This is a genomic window from Coleofasciculus chthonoplastes PCC 7420, assembly GCF_000155555.1.
GTDB classification, from domain to species: Bacteria; Cyanobacteriota; Cyanobacteriia; order Cyanobacteriales; family Coleofasciculaceae; genus Coleofasciculus; species Coleofasciculus chthonoplastes_A.
Genome location: NZ_DS989857.1, coordinates 99,671 through 117,637, shown reverse-complemented (window position 1 = coordinate 117,637; position 17,967 = coordinate 99,671). Strand labels below are relative to the sequence as shown.

General features: G+C 48.0%; 16 protein-coding genes and 2 pseudogenes. 12 read left to right on the top strand and 6 right to left on the bottom strand.

Features of this window, described 5'->3' with window-relative positions; all coding sequences use genetic code 11:
• The 3 genes from nblS to MC7420_RS22470 all read right to left on the bottom strand — a co-directional run bounded on the left by nblS (position 1) and on the right by MC7420_RS22470 (position 5,428).
• Entirely contained in the window at positions 1–1,989 is a 1,989-nt protein-coding gene (nblS, locus tag MC7420_RS22480) for a two-component system sensor histidine kinase NblS (protein ID WP_044209001.1), read from the bottom strand.
• A gap of 361 nt (positions 1,990–2,350) precedes the next feature.
• On the bottom strand, positions 2,351–3,616 hold the full coding sequence (gene purD, locus MC7420_RS22475) for a phosphoribosylamine--glycine ligase (RefSeq protein ID WP_006103222.1): 1,266 nt from the start codon (positions 3,614–3,616) through the stop codon (positions 2,351–2,353).
• A 384-nt stretch (positions 3,617–4,000) separates the two neighbouring features.
• Positions 4,001–5,428 (bottom strand): FAD-binding domain-containing protein, encoded by a 1,428-nt coding sequence (locus MC7420_RS22470; RefSeq protein WP_006103311.1) that lies wholly within the window; start codon positions 5,426–5,428, stop codon positions 4,001–4,003.
• Between the two features lie 244 nt (positions 5,429–5,672).
• Here MC7420_RS22470 and MC7420_RS22460 point away from each other — a divergent pair, with 244 nt between their 5' ends.
• Positions 5,673–5,891 (top strand): Uma2 family endonuclease, encoded by a 219-nt coding sequence (locus MC7420_RS22460; protein ID WP_052307537.1) that lies wholly within the window; start codon positions 5,673–5,675, stop codon positions 5,889–5,891.
• A gap of 332 nt (positions 5,892–6,223) precedes the next feature.
• Here the strand turns inward: MC7420_RS22460 and MC7420_RS22455 are convergent, their stop codons facing one another.
• Entirely contained in the window at positions 6,224–6,775 is a 552-nt protein-coding gene (locus MC7420_RS22455; RefSeq protein WP_006103137.1) for an NUDIX hydrolase, read from the bottom strand.
• 6 nt (positions 6,776–6,781) lie between these two features.
• Positions 6,782–7,267, bottom strand: a complete 486-nt coding sequence (gene folK / locus MC7420_RS22450) for a 2-amino-4-hydroxy-6-hydroxymethyldihydropteridine diphosphokinase (protein WP_006103225.1) — start codon at positions 7,265–7,267, stop codon at positions 6,782–6,784.
• Between the two features lie 72 nt (positions 7,268–7,339).
• On the opposite strand from folK, the gene MC7420_RS22445 reads away from it, so the two are divergent.
• The 7 genes and pseudogenes from MC7420_RS22445 to MC7420_RS44140 form a co-directional block, all read left to right on the top strand.
• Positions 7,340–7,729, top strand: coding sequence for a WD40 repeat domain-containing protein (locus MC7420_RS22445; protein ID WP_052307536.1), 390 nt, complete (start codon positions 7,340–7,342; stop codon positions 7,727–7,729).
• 351 nt (positions 7,730–8,080) lie between these two features.
• Complete coding sequence (locus MC7420_RS35580) at positions 8,081–9,052, top strand: M23 family metallopeptidase (protein WP_052307535.1); 972 nt, start codon at positions 8,081–8,083, stop codon at positions 9,050–9,052.
• A gap of 110 nt (positions 9,053–9,162) precedes the next feature.
• Positions 9,163–9,762: a PspC domain-containing protein gene (locus tag MC7420_RS22435; RefSeq protein WP_044208976.1), complete on the top strand. Its 600-nt coding sequence runs from the start codon at positions 9,163–9,165 to the stop codon at positions 9,760–9,762.
• The gene (locus tag MC7420_RS22430) at positions 9,759–10,553 is read left to right on the top strand and encodes a type II CAAX endopeptidase family protein (RefSeq protein WP_006103266.1); all 795 of its coding nucleotides are present in this window, start codon (positions 9,759–9,761) and stop codon (positions 10,551–10,553) included. The genes MC7420_RS22435 and MC7420_RS22430 overlap by 4 nt, the downstream gene beginning before the upstream one ends.
• A 10-nt stretch (positions 10,554–10,563) precedes the next feature.
• Positions 10,564–11,382: a CPBP family intramembrane glutamic endopeptidase gene (locus MC7420_RS22425; protein WP_157453279.1), complete on the top strand. Its 819-nt coding sequence runs from the start codon at positions 10,564–10,566 to the stop codon at positions 11,380–11,382.
• Between the two features lie 20 nt (positions 11,383–11,402).
• On the top strand, positions 11,403–11,582 hold the full coding sequence (locus tag MC7420_RS22420; protein WP_006103292.1) for a hypothetical protein: 180 nt from the start codon (positions 11,403–11,405) through the stop codon (positions 11,580–11,582).
• Positions 11,583–11,872: 290 nt separating this feature from the next.
• A pseudogene (locus MC7420_RS44140) lies at positions 11,873–11,992 on the top strand (4-Cys prefix domain-containing protein); the annotation flags it as partial.
• A 96-nt stretch (positions 11,993–12,088) separates the two neighbouring features.
• Here MC7420_RS44140 and MC7420_RS22415 read toward each other — a convergent pair.
• Positions 12,089–12,952, bottom strand: coding sequence for a Uma2 family endonuclease (locus MC7420_RS22415; RefSeq protein ID WP_006103115.1), 864 nt, complete (start codon positions 12,950–12,952; stop codon positions 12,089–12,091).
• A 315-nt stretch (positions 12,953–13,267) separates the two neighbouring features.
• On the opposite strand from MC7420_RS22415, the gene MC7420_RS42800 reads away from it, so the two are divergent.
• The 4 genes and pseudogenes from MC7420_RS42800 to MC7420_RS22395 all read left to right on the top strand — a co-directional run bounded on the left by MC7420_RS42800 (position 13,268) and on the right by MC7420_RS22395 (position 17,705).
• Positions 13,268–13,633, top strand: coding sequence for a hypothetical protein (locus MC7420_RS42800; protein WP_006103246.1), 366 nt, complete (start codon positions 13,268–13,270; stop codon positions 13,631–13,633).
• The gene (locus tag MC7420_RS42795) at positions 13,634–13,852 is read left to right on the top strand and encodes a hypothetical protein (protein WP_044208972.1); all 219 of its coding nucleotides are present in this window, start codon (positions 13,634–13,636) and stop codon (positions 13,850–13,852) included.
• Positions 13,853–13,905: 53 nt separating this feature from the next.
• A pseudogene (locus MC7420_RS22400) lies at positions 13,906–15,083 on the top strand (cysteine desulfurase family protein).
• A gap of 552 nt (positions 15,084–15,635) precedes the next feature.
• Positions 15,636–17,705 carry an Rne/Rng family ribonuclease gene (locus MC7420_RS22395; RefSeq protein ID WP_006103304.1) on the top strand — a complete coding sequence of 690 codons (2,070 nt, stop codon included), beginning with the start codon at positions 15,636–15,638 and terminating at the stop codon, positions 17,703–17,705.
• Positions 17,706–17,967 lie beyond the last annotated feature (262 nt).

Here is a 17,967-nt window from a genome sequence, read left to right as displayed (position 1 = left end):
CTACCCCTTACTTCGTTGAAGGGGTAGCCCCTCGCGATTCGGGTGGTCTTCTGAAGGCTGCTCAATTGATTGGTCTTTTTCGGTACACACATCCAAATTAAACCAGAAGGTTGTACCAATTCCCACTTCACTAACTAAATAAACTCGGCTGTGATGTTTTTCAACAATATTGCGGACAATGGAAAGCCCTAAACCTGTTCCTTCTAGGGTATGAACTCGATTCTCGACGCGGAAAAATCGATCAAAAATGTTTTCTTGATCCTCCCAATCAATCCCAATACCTGTATCAGAAATTTCCACCCGAACTTGGGGAATTTCATCCGGATGATTGGGATTGGGATTGGCTTCTAGGGGATAGGCTCGAATCACTACTCGTCCCCCGGATTCTGTGAATTTCAGTGCGTTGCCTACTAAGTTATCAAAGACTTGCAGCAATAAGTCATAATGCCCTAACACGGGAGGCAATTTAGGCGAAATTTCCTGTACCAGTTCAATCCCTTTATCCCGGGCATTAAGCTGGTAGGTGCGGAGGGTTTGCTCCACGGGTCCTGCAATATCTACGGGTTCAAAGTGATAAATGCGGCAAGATGTCTCCAGTCTGGACAAATCTAAAACATCATTAACCAGACGAGTTAAACGGTCCGTTTCTCGATTCGCCGTTTCCAGAAATTCTTGCCGTTCTACCTCGCTCAAGTCTTCGCCGTATTCGTGTAGGGTTTCGATGAATGATTTGATGTTAAATAACGGCGTTCTCAGTTCGTGAGAAACATTGCTAATGAACTGACTCTTTGCCTCATTCAGTTCAACCTCACGGGTAATATCCTGCACCGTCATGGCAATACCTTTAATGCTCTCGCGGTATTGGTCAAACACCCGCGTCAGCAGAATCCGAACAGTACGCAGTGTGGGTTCAGTCAGGGTAATTCGGAATTCCTCCCCTTCCCGTTCCGCCGCCGTTTCGCCGCCAGCAATTTGATAGAGTGGTCGCGTCAGTTCTAGGGTGACGGCTGTCGGGAGATGATGCAGCACGTTTTCACCAACCAGGGTATGACCATCCCAGCCAAAAATACGCCGTGCGGTTGGGTTGACCAAAATCACGTTCAATGTGGTATCGAGCAATACAGCACCATCTGCGATCGTAGATACCAAGGTTTCCAGTTTGGCTTTTTCTGCGGTTAATTCCTCAATATTTTGTTCTTCATAACGCTCTAAGCGTTCTGCCATTTCGTTGAAGCTGGAAATCAGTTCTCCCAGTTCTCCACCCAGGGGTAAGTCAATGCGCTGCTTGAAGTTCCCTGCAGCAATATTTTTCACACCCGTGAGCAGCTCTTTAATCGGTTGGGTAATCGTCAACGCATTAAATACGGCGCCCAGAATCACCATCACCCAAATTGAGATAAACACAGCAATGGTGACATCTCTAGTTAAATTCGAGGAGGCGACAACCGTGGGATTGGGGTTAATGCCAATGGCTAAAACGCCGAGATAGTTCCCTTCATGGGTGAGGGGGACAAAAACATCCGTCACTTCCCCGTCTGGGGTGACATGCTGCCGAACCATCGGTAGGTCAGAGTTTTTGGCGTAGTCTTCGGGAAGCTGAATCCGGCGTCGAATGGAGAGAGAATTGTGGACTTCCGATTCAGAAAAGGGGATGCCAAAGAAAATTCTGCCATCCTCATCCGCGTAAATCATATAGCGCACACTAGAGGTACTGCTATAAAAACGGTGAGAAAAGCGAGCGACTTCGGTGAGATTGTTTTCGGCAATCTGAGGGGCGACATTCGCCGCCAGCAGTAGACCCAAATCCCGACCAAAACGAGTGTCGTTCACCCGGGCGTCTTGTTGAATCGTATTGACCGCCCAAAAGGTCAAGCCACTCATAATCAGGGAGACGGCTAAGGTCGCCGCCGCCATTAATCGGGTCTGGAGAGTAAACTCCGACCACCATCGTCCCAGTATCTCTCGGAAGGTTTTCAACAAAGCCAGCAAAATTGGTTGATCAGCAGTGAACGGAAACGTTCTCTTAACTTATCTTAATTCTCTCAAACATTGAGGCGTTGAGCAAGGAGAGGGGGATGGGGAGCTGAGAGGAATGGGGAGCTGGGGAAGCTGGGGGAGCTGGGGAAGCTGGGGGAGCTGAGGGAGCTGAGGGAGCTGAGGGAGCTGGGAAAGTTATAGCACTGAGCGCTTGTATGTTTACACATTAGAAATGGAGGCTTTATCAGGAGGCTTTTAGATCACTTGTACTGTAACTACGCTAGAGCGCACTGCTATAACTCAAAACTCTACCTTACCTGTTCCCTGTTCCCTGTTCCCTGTTCCCTATTCCTGACAAATGACGAATGACGAATTAGGTTTGGGTGACGCGATGACCGATATCTTTACGATAGTACATTCCCTCAAACTCAATACAGTCTATCGCCCGATAGGTGGCTGCGATCGCACCCTCTAATGTTTCCCCGGTTGCTGTCACCGCTAAGACGCGCCCGCCATCAGTTAGCATCTGTTCCTTTTTAAACTGAGTTCCGGCACAAAACACCGTAGTTCCCCGTTCCTGGGCTTGTTCAATCCCATTAATAACATGACCCTTCTGATACGCCCCCGGATACCCTTGCGCCGCCGCCACCACACAAGCCGCCGCCCCAGGATGCCAGCTAATTGGGGGCAATTCTGCCAGTTTCCGCCCGGTACAAGCCAAGAGTAACTCGTGCAGGGGCGTTTCAAGTAACGGTAAAATCGCTTGAGTTTCTGGATCACCAAAGCGACAATTAAACTCCAGAACCGTGGGATCACCTTGAGGCGTAATCATTAATCCGGCGTAGAGAACACCGCGATAGTCAATTCCTCGTTCCTGCAACGCCTGAACTGTGGGTTGGAGAATATCTTGTTCAATCCGTGCCATCAAGCTAGGATTCACCAGGGGAGAGGGAGCAAACGCGCCCATTCCTCCCGTATTCAAACCCGTATCGCCTTCACCAATCCGTTTATGATCTTGAGCGGGTAATAAGGGACGAATTGTGATGCCATCGGTTAGTGCTAAGACGGAAACTTCTTGACCCGTGACACATTCTTCGATGACCACAGCATTAAACTTATGCTTAAACAGAAACTCAACCGCCGCCACCGCTTCTTCAATGGTTTGAGCCACTGTGACACCTTTTCCGGCTGCCAAACCATCTGCCTTGACGACAATTGGGGCAGCTTGCTGTTTCAGATAGGCGATCGCTTCATCCTTGTCGGCAAACATAGCAAACCCAGGAGTGGGAACGCCAGCCGACTGCATCAAGGTTTTTGCCCAAGCCTTACTCGATTCAATTTGGGCACCTGCTTGAGTGGGACCAAAAACCACCAAGTTTTGACGACGTAGGTAGTCCGTAATCCCCAACGCTAGAGGGAGTTCCGGACCCACAACCACTAACGAAATATTATGAACTAAAGCAAACCGAGCAATTCCGGCAAAATCATCCACTCGTAAAGACAGATTCTGACACTGTGGATTTGTCGCTGTACCCCCATTGCCAGGAACACAGATTACTTGTTTAATGCGTTGAGATTGCAACATTTTCCAGGCGAGGGCGTGTTCGCGTCCCCCATTGCCAACCACCAAAATCTTCACGTTAGCCTCGCGCTCCCGAAGAAATGAACGTTAAAGTAGACACTGCTATAAAGCAGGGGGTACATCGGCTTGCGCTGTACCTATGAGTGTGTGAGTTGAGCAAATGTTCTCCATTATGCCATGGGATGTCCCCTGATGAGGTGTAGGGGAGATGGGGGAGATGGGGGAGATGGGGGAGCTGGGGGAAGCTGGGGAAGCTGGGGAAGCTGGGGGAGCGGGGGAAGACGGTGAATAAGCTGTTGGGCATTTAAACCTTAATGTCAATAAGGGTACAAGCCTTGTAGTGCGTTTAGCGAAGCCATGCCGCAGGCTTTGCATCTTGCCCGCTACTAATACCCAATTTAAATGCATAACAGCTTATGACGAATGACAAATGACGAATAACTATCCTTTTTGCTGTTGATAGCGCTGTTTAAATTCTTTCTGTCGCTTTTTGTGATCCACGATGGGTTCAGGATAGCCACAACTCGAACATTCATCTGAGGAAATTTTACCCGTCACCAAGTCTTTAGTATCCAGTGAACTCAACTCCGGTAACCATTGACGAATATACTCCCCATCCGGGTCATATTTTTGTGCCTGACTTGCTGGATTAAAAATTCGTAAAGGTTTCGGGTCCATTCCACTGGACGCACTCCATTGCCAGCCACCATTATTAGCCGCCAAGTCACCGTCATATAATTTTTGCATGAAATACGTTTCACCCCATTGCCAATTAATAATTAGGTCTTTCGTTAAAAAGCTGGCAACAATCATCCGACAACGGTTATGCATCCATCCTGTTTGATTTAATTGGCGCATGGCAGCATCAACAATCGGATAACCTGTTCTGCCTTCACACCAGGCTTGAAACAGGGTTTGATTATTGTCCCAGGGGAAATTTTCAAAGGTATCGCGATAGGGTCCGGAGGCTAATTCAGGAAAGAAATAAAGGGCGTGTTGATAGAATTCTCGCCAAGCTAATTCCTGTTGCCAGGTTTGAATACCATCACGAGTTTCATCGCTACGGCTACGTTCTATCGCTGTTTGTGTCGCTTGCCAAACTGTGCGAATTCCGATCGCCCCAAATTTGAGGGCGGCGCTGAGTCGGGATGTACCATCAATGGCGGGGAGATTGCGTTGGTGTTGGTAGTCGTCAATGGCGCGATCGCAAAATTCCTCTAGTCTCTGTTTGGCGGCTTTTTCTCCCGGTTCCAGCATCAGTGAATTGTCCCAGGTAAACCCTAATTCTTTAGCGGTAGGTAACTCCATTACGCCAACTTTCTTAACCACATCCTGTTCTGTTTCGGTAAGTCCTTCCCCATTTTTTAAGGATTCAGCGGGGGCGGCTTTGGCTTGGTCTTTCCAGTTTTTCCAGAATGGGGTATAAACTTTGTAAGGATTGCCGGAATTGGTGCGAATTTCTCCGGGGGCATGTAAGAGTTGATCCCAGAATGATTCAACCGCAATTCCTTTTTCTTCTAGGGCATCTTGTACCGTGCGATCGCGCGTTCGGGCATAGGGTTCCACATCCCGATTCCAGACTACCGCTTTGGCGTTGAGAGTGTCAGCTAGGGTGGGAATTCCTTGACTAGGGTTTTGATGCAGGATTAACAATTGACTCCCCGCTTCAGCGTAGCGTTGTTGTAACTCCTGCAAGCAGCCCATCATGTACGTGACTCGTGCTGGGGCGATATCATCGCGTTCTAAGATATCTGGGTCAAGACAAAAGACTCCTATCACCTTCTGGCTTTTTTGACAAGCCGCAGCCAGACCAATATTATCAGAAATTCGTAAATCACGGCGATGCCAGAAGAGAATCAGATCAGTCATGAATGATGAGTTTTGAATTGGTAGGGGTGGGTTTAGCCTTTCTGGTTTCGCTGTCGATTATAACGTTTATTCAAAACCCGCCCTCCGGGTTAATCAATCAAGTACATTCAAATGGACTCCAATTCTTATCCAGTCAGCTAAAGCTGACTTTCGCTGTTAGCCTTGTGTTTAAACCCAAGGCGTTTTAACGCTTGTGGGTCAGTGTTAGGATAAAGTAAACGTCTTACAGGTAGTGTGGTTTCAAATGATTCAAATCCTACCAAAATCACTAACATTTGACGAGTTTGTTGCTGAATACGGAGATCATCCTCGCTATGAACTAATTGATGGAGAATTAGTTGACATGGAGCTAACAGGTTCGCATGAACAGGTAACGGGCTTTATTAACATGCAGTTGAACTTAGCCATCGCTCATCTTAAGCAACCCTACTTTATCCCGATGCGATGTCTGATTAAACCCTAAGGCTAGTGTGTTAGATTAGCCGTAATCCATGAATTTCGCTAGTCGTATTTATATCAACGCCAGGAAACCCAACAAAATAGGGCTAAAGCCCTGACTACGAACCCAATCATCAAGCACCAAATTAAGATAATATCTTTTCCGTTCAGTAGAGACGTTGCATGCAACGTCTCTACAATGTTTGCCACACAACCCTATTTTTCAACATAACCAATAGCTCCCCTCTCCCCCGGTGGGAGAGGGGCTGGGGGTGAGGGGGTTGTTGCTTAAGTTGACACGTATGACTGACGTGCGCCCCTATGGTTTTCCGGATATCTTCAACAATAATTAATCCACTATTGCTGCAAAAACGGACGCGCTAGGTAAAAGCTACAAATCGATTTAGCGTCAACCGTATCCCCCCCATGAATTGCTTTTTCTAATTGTTCGGGTGTCATCAACACCGTTTCTAAATCTTCATCCGCATCCAATCCTGGCGGTGTCTCCAATTTCTCTAAATCTTGTGCCAGAAATGCGTAAATATATTCATCAGAATACCCGGGTGCTAAGGGAAAAGTCCCCAAAGATTGCCAACGGTGCGCCCGATATCCGATTTCTTCTTGGATTTCCCGTTGGATTGTGGTTTCGGGATCTTCCAAGGGTTCCACTGTACCCGCCGGAAACTCTAATAACCGCCGTTGTACCGTAAACCGATATTGACGCACAAGTACCAGTTTCCCATCTCGGGTAACAGGAACCGCTAGCGCCCCACCAGGGTGACGAACGCATTCCCAGTCGCCTTTAGCTTGGTTGGGAAGACGCAGGTGATTAACTTCAAAGTTAAATTTGCGTCCCTGATAAACAAAGCGTTGTCTGAGTAGTTGAGGGGGTTCTTTACCTTGAGGCATGTCTAACTATACGGGGTGAACTCCAGAACAGTCTACCCTTTGTACGAGTTGTGCGATCGCACATCCGGATGTTGGTTCGATCCAGTCGGGGGCAATTTCGGCTAAAGGAACCAGGACAAAGGCTCGTTCACTCATCCGGGGGTGGGGGATTTTTAGGGTAGGAGTGTTTATTATTAAATTATCGAATAATAAGATATCTAAGTCTAGGGTTCTCGGTCCCCAACTTTCTCCCCGTTCTCGCCCGAACTGTTTTTCGATGCTGAGAAGGGTTTGTAATAAATCGTGGGGGGTTAGCTGTACCTCTAGAATCACACAACCATTGAGATAATCTGGCTGCGGTGGACCAACGGGGGCGGTTCGATACCAGCTAGATTGAGATGTGACCGTGATACCGGGAGTTTTCGCTAACATGACTATAGCCGCCTCTAGGATGGCACGGGAATCCCCCAAATTGCTGCCTAGTGCGATCGCAGATGGTTGAGAGTGTAACACGATACGCCCCTGCTGTTAAGTTTATAGATTACCAGAGAATCGACAAAATTTTTGCCGCGATCGGATAAATTAATGCACGAAGAACAAATCCTCGGTCTTTGGTTAGCGGGTCCCAAGGGAACCGTTTATTCCCTAGCAATGAGTCCCGATGGCAAAACTTTAATTAGTGGTGGCGGTGATACAATTGTGCGCGTCTGGGATTTAAGCAATGGAGAGGAACTCTCCTGTTTTAGAGGTCATTCTGACTGGGTGCATGGAGTAGCCATTAGTCCAGATGGTCAAACTTTGGTGAGTGGGAGTTTTGATCGCACATTGAAAGGGTGGAACCTGAAAAATGGGGAGGAATTATACACCCTAGAAGGTCATTCGGATCGAATATATTGTGTAACGATTAGTCCTGACGGACAACGAATTTATAGCGGTAGCCAGGATACTACGATTAAAGTTTGGGGAATAAAATAAGGAATGCGAAAGATAGGCAAAATGAGGGTAGTCTAGATGTAGCAGATTAAATCTGGAATATCTAGTCAGGGCGGGTTTTGAGGCAAGGTTATCATTAATAACGAAACTTCCTAAACCCCTCCCTACAGACGTACATTAAAACTATGTATTTGAGCCAAGCAAATGCTATAGCAATCCTAAATAGGATGCAACAAGTGAACGGTTTGAAACCCAGGTATAGCAAGGGTTCCAGTTTTGAAAATTGCCACAACCTAAATAGGATTGCTATATTGCCTAATCACCAATCACCAATGATAGTAATTGCTAGTATTGCTGCCCAAAAAACACTCACAATGACGGGGAAGGTCTGCGATGACGATCTTGATTCTGATCCAGATTCTGTTTCCCCTCGTGTTGATTGGGTGGTTGGCTTTTTTGCAGCCCCGCAATCTGCTGGGGATGGGGGTTCAAGCTCTGGTGACGGCGATTGCCCTGGTTGCGATCGCCCGGATGGGTATCTGGGTCTTTCCGCCCTGGTGGACACCCTATCTCTATGGGGTACTGTTTTTGCTGGCGTTGGGGCTGGGGGTGACGAAGCATCAGCCAAAGCATCGGATGCCCTTAAGCTGGCCGGGGTGGGTGATGGTGGTGGGCTGCGTGGCCTTTGGTGTGTATGTTGGCAATGAGGCGGTTCGCAGTTGGGCGGGGCCGTTTCCTGCGGCTGCATCTGCTGTTGACCTCACCTTTCCGCTGCGGGGTGGCCATTTTCTGATCGTCAATGGCGGTAGTAATATTCGCATTAATGCCCACCTGAAAACTTTGGATAAGTCAGTGCCGCGTTTTCAAGCCTATCGGGGCCAAAGTTACGGCACCGATATCATTCAGGTGAATCGGTGGGGGCTGCGATCGCGCGGCATCAGCCCTAAGCAGCCTGGGGCGTACTTGATCTACGGCGCGCCGGTGTTCGCTCCCTGTGCAGGCCAGGTGGTGCAGGCGATCGATGGCCTCCCAGATATGATCATCCCAGAGACTGATCAGGTCAACCGGGCTGGAAATCATGTGATTTTGCGGTGCGGCGAGGCCGAGGTCATCCTGGCCCATTTTCGCCCCCAGAGTCTGTTGGTGCAGTCGGGCATGGCCGTTGCCGTCGGGGATGCCATTGCCGAGGTTGGCAATTCTGGGGCCAGCGGCGAACCCCACCTTCATATTCACGCCCAGCGACCGGGAACTTTAGCCATGCCCCTGTCAGGCGACCCATTGCCAGTTCGCTTCAATAGCCGTTTTCTCATTCGCAGCGATCGCGTAACCACGCCACCTCCGGAGAATGCTGGTGTTTTCAGATAGAGGATCGGGGTATTACCATTCTTCCGGACTTATTACGGCGATGCCTGGTGGTTGACCCCGACGATCGCCATCTCTAATTCTCAATTAAGGAAACCGATCCAGAAAAACTCATGGTTTACCTACCTTTGATTAGCATATTTTTATTGGTTGGCCCGGCGATCGCCACAATCGCATTTTTCCGACGGCTTTCGACCCGTTGGCACTTGTTTTTGTTGAGCCTCTGCATCTTCTACGGAATTTCTCCATTGCTCCTGACTTGGGGCGCATTTGGTTTGGCTAAACGCTTCGGTTGCTCGGCAGAGGCGATCCGCTTTCGCTGTCCTTCCCCAGTTTGGTTGGGAGACGTTATTTCTGGGCTGGCGATGGCGCACTGGCTGGCAATTTTTGCCATTCCATCAGCGATTTTAGGCGCGATCGGGCTGCTGATTTCTGGGATTTTACAGTATAAGCGATCACGAAATACAGGCGGCACTCCGGGAGAAACCCCCGCTGCTTTTTACCGGAGTCGCCGCCACAAAGTCATTGCAGGCATCTGTTCAGCTCTCGCTCAGCGTTGGCATCAGTCCCTTTCAGGAATCCGAATTGTCACGGTTGTTTTAGCGATCGTCATCCCTGGATTTATTTTTCTGTACTTGTGGTGTTGGTTGGCGTTCCCAATCGAGCCGCGATTACAGCAACAAGTCTACGTCAAAGGAGATAGTGGAAAATGAGAAAACATCCTCTTACCTGGTTTTATATCCTGGCCTTTGGTATGTCATGGATTGGCATGGTATCAGTGGTCTTAACCTCGCGAGATATTGCCCCACTTTACCGCACTTACTTCCTAGTTCTTTCCATCTTTTATGCCATTGGCCCTGCACTTGCGGCTGTGATTGTGGCACAGGTGGCGTATGGGAAAACAGGGGTAAAAGAATTGGATAAGGGGCTTATTAAATGGCGGGTTGGTCTAGTCTGGTACATCGTAGTGCTGCTGGGGCCTGTTGTTCTTCTCATTACGGCACAAGTTGTCACAAAATTACTTAGATTACCCGTAACAATCGCAGTACCACAAAGCAATTTATCTTTTTTTGCTTTCGTGATTAATTTCTTAGCAACTACCTGTGAAGAAATTGGGTGGCGTGGCTTCGCATTGCCACGATTGCAGAAACAATATAATGCCTTAACTGCCACCCTCATAGTGGGCATGTTGTGGGGTTTATGGCATTTGCCGCTTATCTTTTTGGTAGGCCAACCGATGTCCGAGTTTCCTTTCCTCTGGTTCATCATAATCGTGACCAATGCTTTTATCTATACCTGGATTTATAACAGTACTAAAGGCAGTATCTTGCTTGTGGCGCTTTTTCATGGTGCTCTAAACATAGCTCCAAACATATTTAGCGCATTTATACCTGGGGTATCCCCTATCGTGGATGCTCTCGTCAATTGTGTGGTGGTCATCATCCTGATTGCAGTGTTTGGGAAAACGAATCTCTCGCACCGCAAACGGGTTTATGTTGACTAATAATGGGGCAATGACACATCACAGTAAATTAGGCTTTAATCCGCGCCTTTTGGCATTCTTTGCCTTGACATTTGCCTGGTCTTGGGCCTGCTGGCTGCTGTCTTCGGTGGTCAGACCTCCGTTGCCTGCTGTTGGGAGCATGTTGATTATCGCGGGGGGTTTTGGCCCCGGCATCGCAGCAATCGCGGTAGTGAGGTATTCCAGTGGACAGGAAGGGCTGCATCGTTGGCTCAGGCGATCGCTGCAATGGCGAGTGGGTTGGCGTTGGCTGGCTCTCTCGTTTTTTTTGCCTCTGGCAGTCGTGGGACTGGCCGCCGCTGGGCACATCGCCTTGGGCGGCACGATCGCCCCGTCTCCTGCATCCGGGCATGTACTTTTAGCCGTGGTGAACTTTGGCCTGATACTGGTGCTGGGCGGCCCACTGGGCGAGGAATTTGGCTGGCGGGGTTATGCCTTGCCTGTTTTGCAAGAGCGCTATAGCTGGCGCGTGGCTAGCCTTTTCTTGGGTGGGGTGTGGGGCATCTGGCATCTGCCGCTGTTTTATATGGCCGACACGACGCAAAGCCACCTCCCCTTTGGCCTATTTATGATGAGTACGGTGGCCCTGTCGGTGCTGTTTGCGTGGCTGTTCAACCACACTCAGGGCAGTGTGTTGCCCGCCCTCGTGCTGCATACTGCGGTCAATGCTTGGGGGTGGGTCATACCGGTCATGGTGATGCCGGATGGGAGTAATCTACGACCCTATGGGCTGGCAGTGGGATTGCTGGTGGCGATCGCCCTAGGTCTATTGTGCGATAAGAAACTCCATCTGTCCCTGCGATCGCGCTGAAGTCAAAATCAGGTTCAGCCATGTTTCATGTTGGCGGGGGGGCGATAGCGGTTTGGGAAACGCCTCAATCAACTCTGGGCGCTGGATTATTTGCCACACCAGTGACCTCGGGATTATTGAAACAAAACCAAACTTGGCGATCATCGCCCCGAAATCTGGGTAACTGTTTGGCGGCGGCTTCATCAACATTTAAACCTTAATATCAATTAATGGCGAAAGCCGTGTAGTGCGTTTAGCGAAGCCATGCCGCAGGCTTTGCATCTTGCTCGCTACTAATACCCAATTTAAATGCATGACAGCTTAAGAAATACTTTCTGACCCAAGGCTTTGGGGAGAGGGCAACTCAGTTTATTCAGTGGATTGCTATTGTTAATTTATGCAAGCGATAGCCAAGCCAAGCCTTGACAAACAGGATTTCGACAGCATTTATCTATCAATCTCTGAATCGATAACGCTACACTATCGATCATGACCCATATTCCTTAAACTGATGAGCCTGTGTATCAATCCCAAGTGTCAGAATTCCGATAATCCCGATAATCTGCTCTATTGCCAAAGTTGTCAGTCTGAATTGCTATTGGAGGGACGTTATCGGGTTATAAGTCTCTTGGTTGAAAGTGTCACGGATAATAAAGTGCGATCGCGTTCGCGAAGCGTGTCCGCAGCCCACAAGCGTGTCCGATAGGACGTATCGCATCTAATTCTATCATGAACCTTCCGGCACGTTACTGACGAATTCTGCCAGGGTTTGTGCCGTTAAAGCCACCACTACCAAATCCTCTAATTGATTGACTTCAAGTAACTGTAAACGTGGCTCAAGATCTGGTGGAATCTGGTCAAAGCGAGTAGCAATAATACGCAATAATTGTCGTAATGTTCCTTGTTGAAGTCCTTGCTGTTGAGCCGCTTCCACTTGCTGTTGAGCGGCTTCTTCGGGTAGGGGAACAAGATTACCATCTTGATCATAAAATCGTAACCAAACCGCCGTCTCTCGGTCTATAGTTCCGTGCCAAGTTCCCAACCATAACCCCAATGTCTGACACCACAGCCAACCCTGTTCATTGGGAACTAACGGTTGATACTTTTGAGACGCATCCAAATGCCAACCCTGTAAGGAATTGGGGTCAAAGGGATTAAACACAAAGTAATCCGGTGTTCTAAAAATGCGCTCATAAATATCTTTCTTAGTCCCCGTATCCATAGCCGCTGTAGAAGGAGACATTAATTCAACTATTACATCAGGATAACGTCCTCCTTCTTCCCACACGACCCAACCTTGCCGTTCAGTCGTCCCATCAACATTTAATACAGCAAAGAAATCAGGTCCTCTAAAATCTCGGTTCCGCGCCTGTTCACTGCTGTAATAGATAAACATATTGCCGCTAGTGAAAAAATCATTGCGGTCAAGATAGGCTTGCTGCAATGATCGAATCAGGACATTTATAGCAATACGGTGACGATTACTTTCCAACGGTTCTCCATCATCAAAGATTAAGTCAGTTGGCGGCATAGATGGTTCCCAGCCTACCACAGTTGGGGATGTTGTCTCTTGGGTTGCCAAGTTTGACATGATCAGCGTCTCTCTCCACTAAGGTGCTTTTTTCCAGATCCCTAAACGTATCTTAACAAAAGCGCGATCGCTAACACTCCCTTTACTGATTGTCTTTATTAATCGGTTATAGTCATTGAGAACGAAAAAATCAATTAGGTTCGTAGTAAAAGCTTTTATTCCTAGATTTTGTGAGGTAACAGGTGTCAACACAACCCACAACCTATTCCATTCTTGTATGTAGGGGCGCAAGGCTTGCGCCCCATGTCACGCCAAGATATTTATATCCATTGTCATGATTCCCACTCAGATTTATTGTGATAAAATTTACTAATTATGGTTCAAATCATCCAAGCTCAAACTTTGAACATCATCGACCTTGAACAAAAATTCGGTTTAACCCAAGCCGATGATGACCAATTTTTTTCAGAGTGGTACGAGAATCTCCCGGACATTTTTGACTTAGAAAAACAAGTTCTAGACCAAGAGGAAGTTGTACGCGATCGCCTGGATATTATGGTCTTAAAAGACCATTTGTGGTTACTTGTAATTGAGTCAAAAAATGCTGGCTTATCACTTCTAAATGGTATAAGTTTTCATGCATTTAAATTGGGAATGGGTAGCGAGCAAGATGCAAAGCCTGCGGCATGGCTTCGCTTAACGCACTACAAGGATTTCGCCCTTATTGATATTAAGGTTTAAATGCCGAACAGCTTACCTAAAGCCCTAGCTTATATGGTGGCAAACTCTCGTCCTGATCAACCGATTTTTGGGTTAGTGACGAATGGGAGTGAATTGGTATTTGTTAAACTCGTTCAACAAAACACATCTAAGTATGCCTTATCTGAAACATTCAGCCTATTGAAACGAGAAAATGAACTCTATAAGCTATGTAAACACCTCTCAAACCCTTACAAATGACAAAATGACGATCACCGCCCTTAACTTTAACTGTCCCTACCGACTTACTCACTATGTCTCATCGTCCCATTTACCTTGACAACCACGCCACCACCCCCATGGATGAACGGGTGCTAGAGGCGATGCTACCTTATTTTAGAGAACATTTCGGCAATCCTTCCAGTATCAGCCACGCTTATGGTTGGGAAGCAGAAGCAGCGGTCAAACAAGCACGACAAACCCTTGCTGACGCTATCCACGCCACACCAAAGGAAATTGTCTTCACCAGTGGCGCCACAGAAGCGAATAATCTAGCGATTAAAGGGGTGGCTGAAGCCTATTTCAGTAAAGGGCGTCATATCATTACCATCCAAACTGAACATCCAGCCGTGCTTGATCCCTGTACCTATTTACAAGACTTAGGATTTGAGGTCACATTTTTGCCTGTTCAAGGGGATGGACTCGTCAACCTAACCCAGCTTGAAAAAGCGATTCGTTCCGATACGATTTTAGTCTCGGTGATGGCTGCCAATAACGAAATTGGCGTATTACAACCCCTGGCTGAAATTGGAGAACTTTGTCACCAGCATCAGGTACTCTTCCATACCGACGCTGCCCAAGGGATTGGTAAAATTCCCGTGGATGTTCTAGATATGAATATTGACCTCATGTCCTTCACTGCCCATAAGCTATATGGTCCTAAGGGGATTGGGGCACTGTATGTTCGCCGCCGTAACCCGAAAGTGAAGTTAGCGTCACAAATTCAGGGAGGGGGACAGGAACGGGGACTCCGTTCGGGTACACTCTACACACCGCAAATCGTAGCTTTGCCAAAGCGGTGGAACTCGGATTAGCCGAACAAGCCTCTGAATCTCAACGCCTCCGCCAGTTACGGGAACACCTCTGGACTACCCTGTCTTCATTAGGGGGAATTCACCTGAATGGTCATCCTGAGCAGCGATTGTCAGGAAATCTTAATATTTCGGTTGAGGGAGTAGATGGTTCTGCCCTGCTGTTGGGATTACAGCCTGTTGTCGCCGTGTCATCGGGTTCAGCTTGTTCATCAAGCCACGTAGCCCCATCCCATGTCCTCTTGGCACTGGGACATTCAAAACCTTTAGCCCATGCCTCAATCCGGTTTGGCATGGGGCGCTTTAATACCAGAGAGGAAATTGATCAGGTTGCCCAACACGCGATCGCGACAATTGAGTCCTTGCGTCAAGCTCAAACCCCTAAAACGTCGATTCTGTAACCCGCGATAACCCCCTCACAGCTAAACTGATAGTCTTACCCGTTAACAATCAACAATCAAAGCAGTATAATGTAAAATTGAGGAAACAGTTGCGTACCTACAGTGACACTAGGTTCGATCTGTAGAAACTATCTCATAGATACTGTCCGCAACTGATTCACACTTCCAGACTTTTGACTTGCACGTTACCAAACTCCAATGCTGACCCTTGGGCGAAGGGATATGACATTGGCTACCTGTAGCATTGGAGAAAAAGTAGATCCATGAGAGTGTCAGTAGTCTTCAGTCACTCCCCGATCACAATTTACGTTTTCTAAGTAAAGCTAAAGTTTTTGCTTTTCAGAATCATAAAGGGTAGCCAAAGTAAGAGTGACCGATCAATTTTAGGTATGCGATTTAAGATTTTTGGTGGAAAAGGTAACTCAGACAAGCATTCAAGCATTATTCAAGCTTGGCTCGTTTGCCTGTTCTCTAAACTAATCAGCTATCTAAAATTTCAACAAAGACCAAGCTTCAGTACTTGAGCGTACTGCCAAATTTTGAGGAAATTGAATGGCAAAGCAAATTATTATTGCAGAGCAATATCGTCTGGCTGCTGTCTTTTCAGAAGATCAAATCCAAGAACTTGTCGTTGCCACGGGCAGCCACCAAGTAGGTGATATTTATCTCGGCATTGTCGAAAATGTTTTACCCGGCATTGATGCCGCATTCGTCAATATCGGTGATGCCGAACGCAATGGATTTATTCATGTCACCGACTTGGGTCCGCTGCGACTTAAACGTCGCTCCGGGGCGATTACGGAACTGCTCACCCCGCAGCAAAAAGTCTTAGTCCAAGTGATGAAGGAGCCAACGGGCAATAAAGGTCCTCGGCTGACCGGAAATATCAGCTTACCGGGTCGTTATCTGGTGCTGATGCCTTATGGACGAGGGGTTAATTTATCCCGACGGATAAAGAACGAAAACGAACGTAATCGCCTCAGAGCCTTGGCTGTGCTGATTAAACCCGCTGGGATGGGATTATTGGTTCGCACAGAAGCCGAGGGCAGAGCGGAAGAAGCGATAATGGAGGATTTGGAGGCGCTGCAACGTCAGTGGGAAGCCATCCAGCAGGAGGCAACTTCGACCAGAGCGCCAGCTCTACTGAATCGCGATGATGATTTTATCCAACGAGTCCTCCGCGATATGTACACAGCGGATGTGAATCGGATTGTGGTTGATTCCAATACTGGGGTCAAACGGGTAAAACAGCAGTTAGTAAGCTGGAGTGGCGGTCGATCACCGGAAGGGGTTTTAATTGACCATCACCGCGATCGCCTCTCAATTCTCGATTATTTCCGAATTAATGCGGCGATTCGAGAAGCCTTAAAGCCACGAGTCGATCTGCCATCGGGAGGCTATATTATTATCCAACCGACGGAAGCGCTAACCGTTATTGATGTAAACTCCGGTTCCTTTACCCGTTCCGCCACGGCGCGAGAAACCGTCCTCTGGACTAACTGTGAAGCCGCGACGGAAATCGCCCGCCAATTGCGCCTACGTAATATTGCTGGCGTAATCATCGTGGACTTTATCGATATGGACTCGCGGCGAGACCAATTACAAGTTCTGGAACATTTCAACAAAGCGTTGAAAATGGACAAAGCCAGACCCCAAATCGCCCAATTGTCAGAACTGGGGTTAGTCGAACTCACCCGCAAGCGCCAAGGTCAAAATATTTACGAATTATTTGGTCGCACTTGTCCAAGCTGTGGTGGATTGGGACATCTGGTGCATCTTCCCGGTGAGCCAGAACCTCAAGTGCAGCAAGAGCCAGAGACTATTTCTCGCGTTGAAATCCCAGAAACCCCTGATCTTCCAGAACCTCTGGATATCCCTGGCTTTAATGAACCGGATGAACTTGAACTCAATCATCCAAGTTATCAAGAACGGGGAATCCCCAATGGCACTAATCGCCGCCGTCGCCGTCGCCGCCTGGAGGATGTAATCTCCAAGGATGAACCTGTAGCCAAGAGCAATGTTCGCCCAATTACCCTGTCCCAACGTTCCTCTGATGTGAGTGAAGACGTAGAGGGGATGAGGCGCGATACGACATCTGTTGAACGTCCCATCGTGTCAGACTCCAGTGAACGAGTGGGCAAACCCCAGCTCATTCGGTCGGTGGTAGAAATGGAACCGCCGGAAGTTATTCAGGTTGAGATGACGCCGGAAGAACAGGATGTTTATGCCTTGATGGGCATTTCACCATTAGTGCGGTTAGATAAGGAGATTAGAAATCCCCGATCAGTTATGGTTTCGGTGGTGCTTCCTGGAGAAGCTGAATCGGAGTCTTCTGACAATGACACCACTGACAATGACACCACTGACAATGACACCACTGACAATGACAATGACACCACTGACAATGACACCACTGACGATTCATGGGAGGATATGTCTCACCCATCAGAGGAGTCAGACTCAGAAGAGAGTTCAGACAAGGTACTGGTTACTTCTTCGGGAGTTGCCGCTGATGTTGATTTAGAATCATCGGCTGATTCAACCTCAACCAGCGAATCGGAAACAAAACCGCCTTTGATTCGTCGTCGTCGCCGCCGTTCTTCAGCAATGGAGAATGAGTAAGGGATAAAGGGGTTTCAAAAGCGGATTGGGTATCACCCCCCAAGTTAGGCTTCACCCCTAGCCCCTCTCCCACGCTTGGATACTGCTGGTCATTAGACCCCTCCCCAAACCCTTCCCCGAACCTCTCCTTAGCCCTCTCCTACAAGGAGAGGGAAGTGGAAGATTTTTTTCATTTGGAGGTACGGATACATACCTCAAGGCTTGCCAGTACTGGTTTTTACCTTAGGTTGAATGGCACTGAAATAAGCTATTTTGGATCACC

What these genes read in the sequence shown, in the direction of transcription:
- MC7420_RS22420 (WP_006103292.1), top strand. Translation starts at nt 11,403, where the DNA reads ATGTTTCATGTTGGCGGGGGGGCGATAGCGGTTTGGGAAACGCCTCAA.
- MC7420_RS22460 (WP_052307537.1), top strand. Translation starts at nt 5,673, where the DNA reads ATGATTCAAATCCTACCAAAATCACTAACATTTGACGAGTTTGTTGCT.
- MC7420_RS35580 (WP_052307535.1), top strand. Translation starts at nt 8,081, where the DNA reads ATGACGATCTTGATTCTGATCCAGATTCTGTTTCCCCTCGTGTTGATT.
- MC7420_RS22395 (WP_006103304.1), top strand. Translation starts at nt 15,636, where the DNA reads ATGGCAAAGCAAATTATTATTGCAGAGCAATATCGTCTGGCTGCTGTC.
- MC7420_RS42800 (WP_006103246.1), top strand. Translation starts at nt 13,268, where the DNA reads ATGGTTCAAATCATCCAAGCTCAAACTTTGAACATCATCGACCTTGAA.
- MC7420_RS22430 (WP_006103266.1), top strand. Translation starts at nt 9,759, where the DNA reads ATGAGAAAACATCCTCTTACCTGGTTTTATATCCTGGCCTTTGGTATG.
- MC7420_RS42795 (WP_044208972.1), top strand. Translation starts at nt 13,634, where the DNA reads ATGCCGAACAGCTTACCTAAAGCCCTAGCTTATATGGTGGCAAACTCT.
- MC7420_RS22470 (WP_006103311.1), bottom strand. Translation starts at nt 5,428, where the DNA reads ATGACTGATCTGATTCTCTTCTGGCATCGCCGTGATTTACGAATTTCT.
- MC7420_RS22415 (WP_006103115.1), bottom strand. Translation starts at nt 12,952, where the DNA reads ATGTCAAACTTGGCAACCCAAGAGACAACATCCCCAACTGTGGTAGGC.
- MC7420_RS22425 (WP_157453279.1), top strand. Translation starts at nt 10,564, where the DNA reads ATGACACATCACAGTAAATTAGGCTTTAATCCGCGCCTTTTGGCATTC.
- MC7420_RS22455 (WP_006103137.1), bottom strand. Translation starts at nt 6,775, where the DNA reads ATGCCTCAAGGTAAAGAACCCCCTCAACTACTCAGACAACGCTTTGTT.
- MC7420_RS22445 (WP_052307536.1), top strand. Translation starts at nt 7,340, where the DNA reads ATGCACGAAGAACAAATCCTCGGTCTTTGGTTAGCGGGTCCCAAGGGA.
- MC7420_RS22435 (WP_044208976.1), top strand. Translation starts at nt 9,163, where the DNA reads ATGGTTTACCTACCTTTGATTAGCATATTTTTATTGGTTGGCCCGGCG.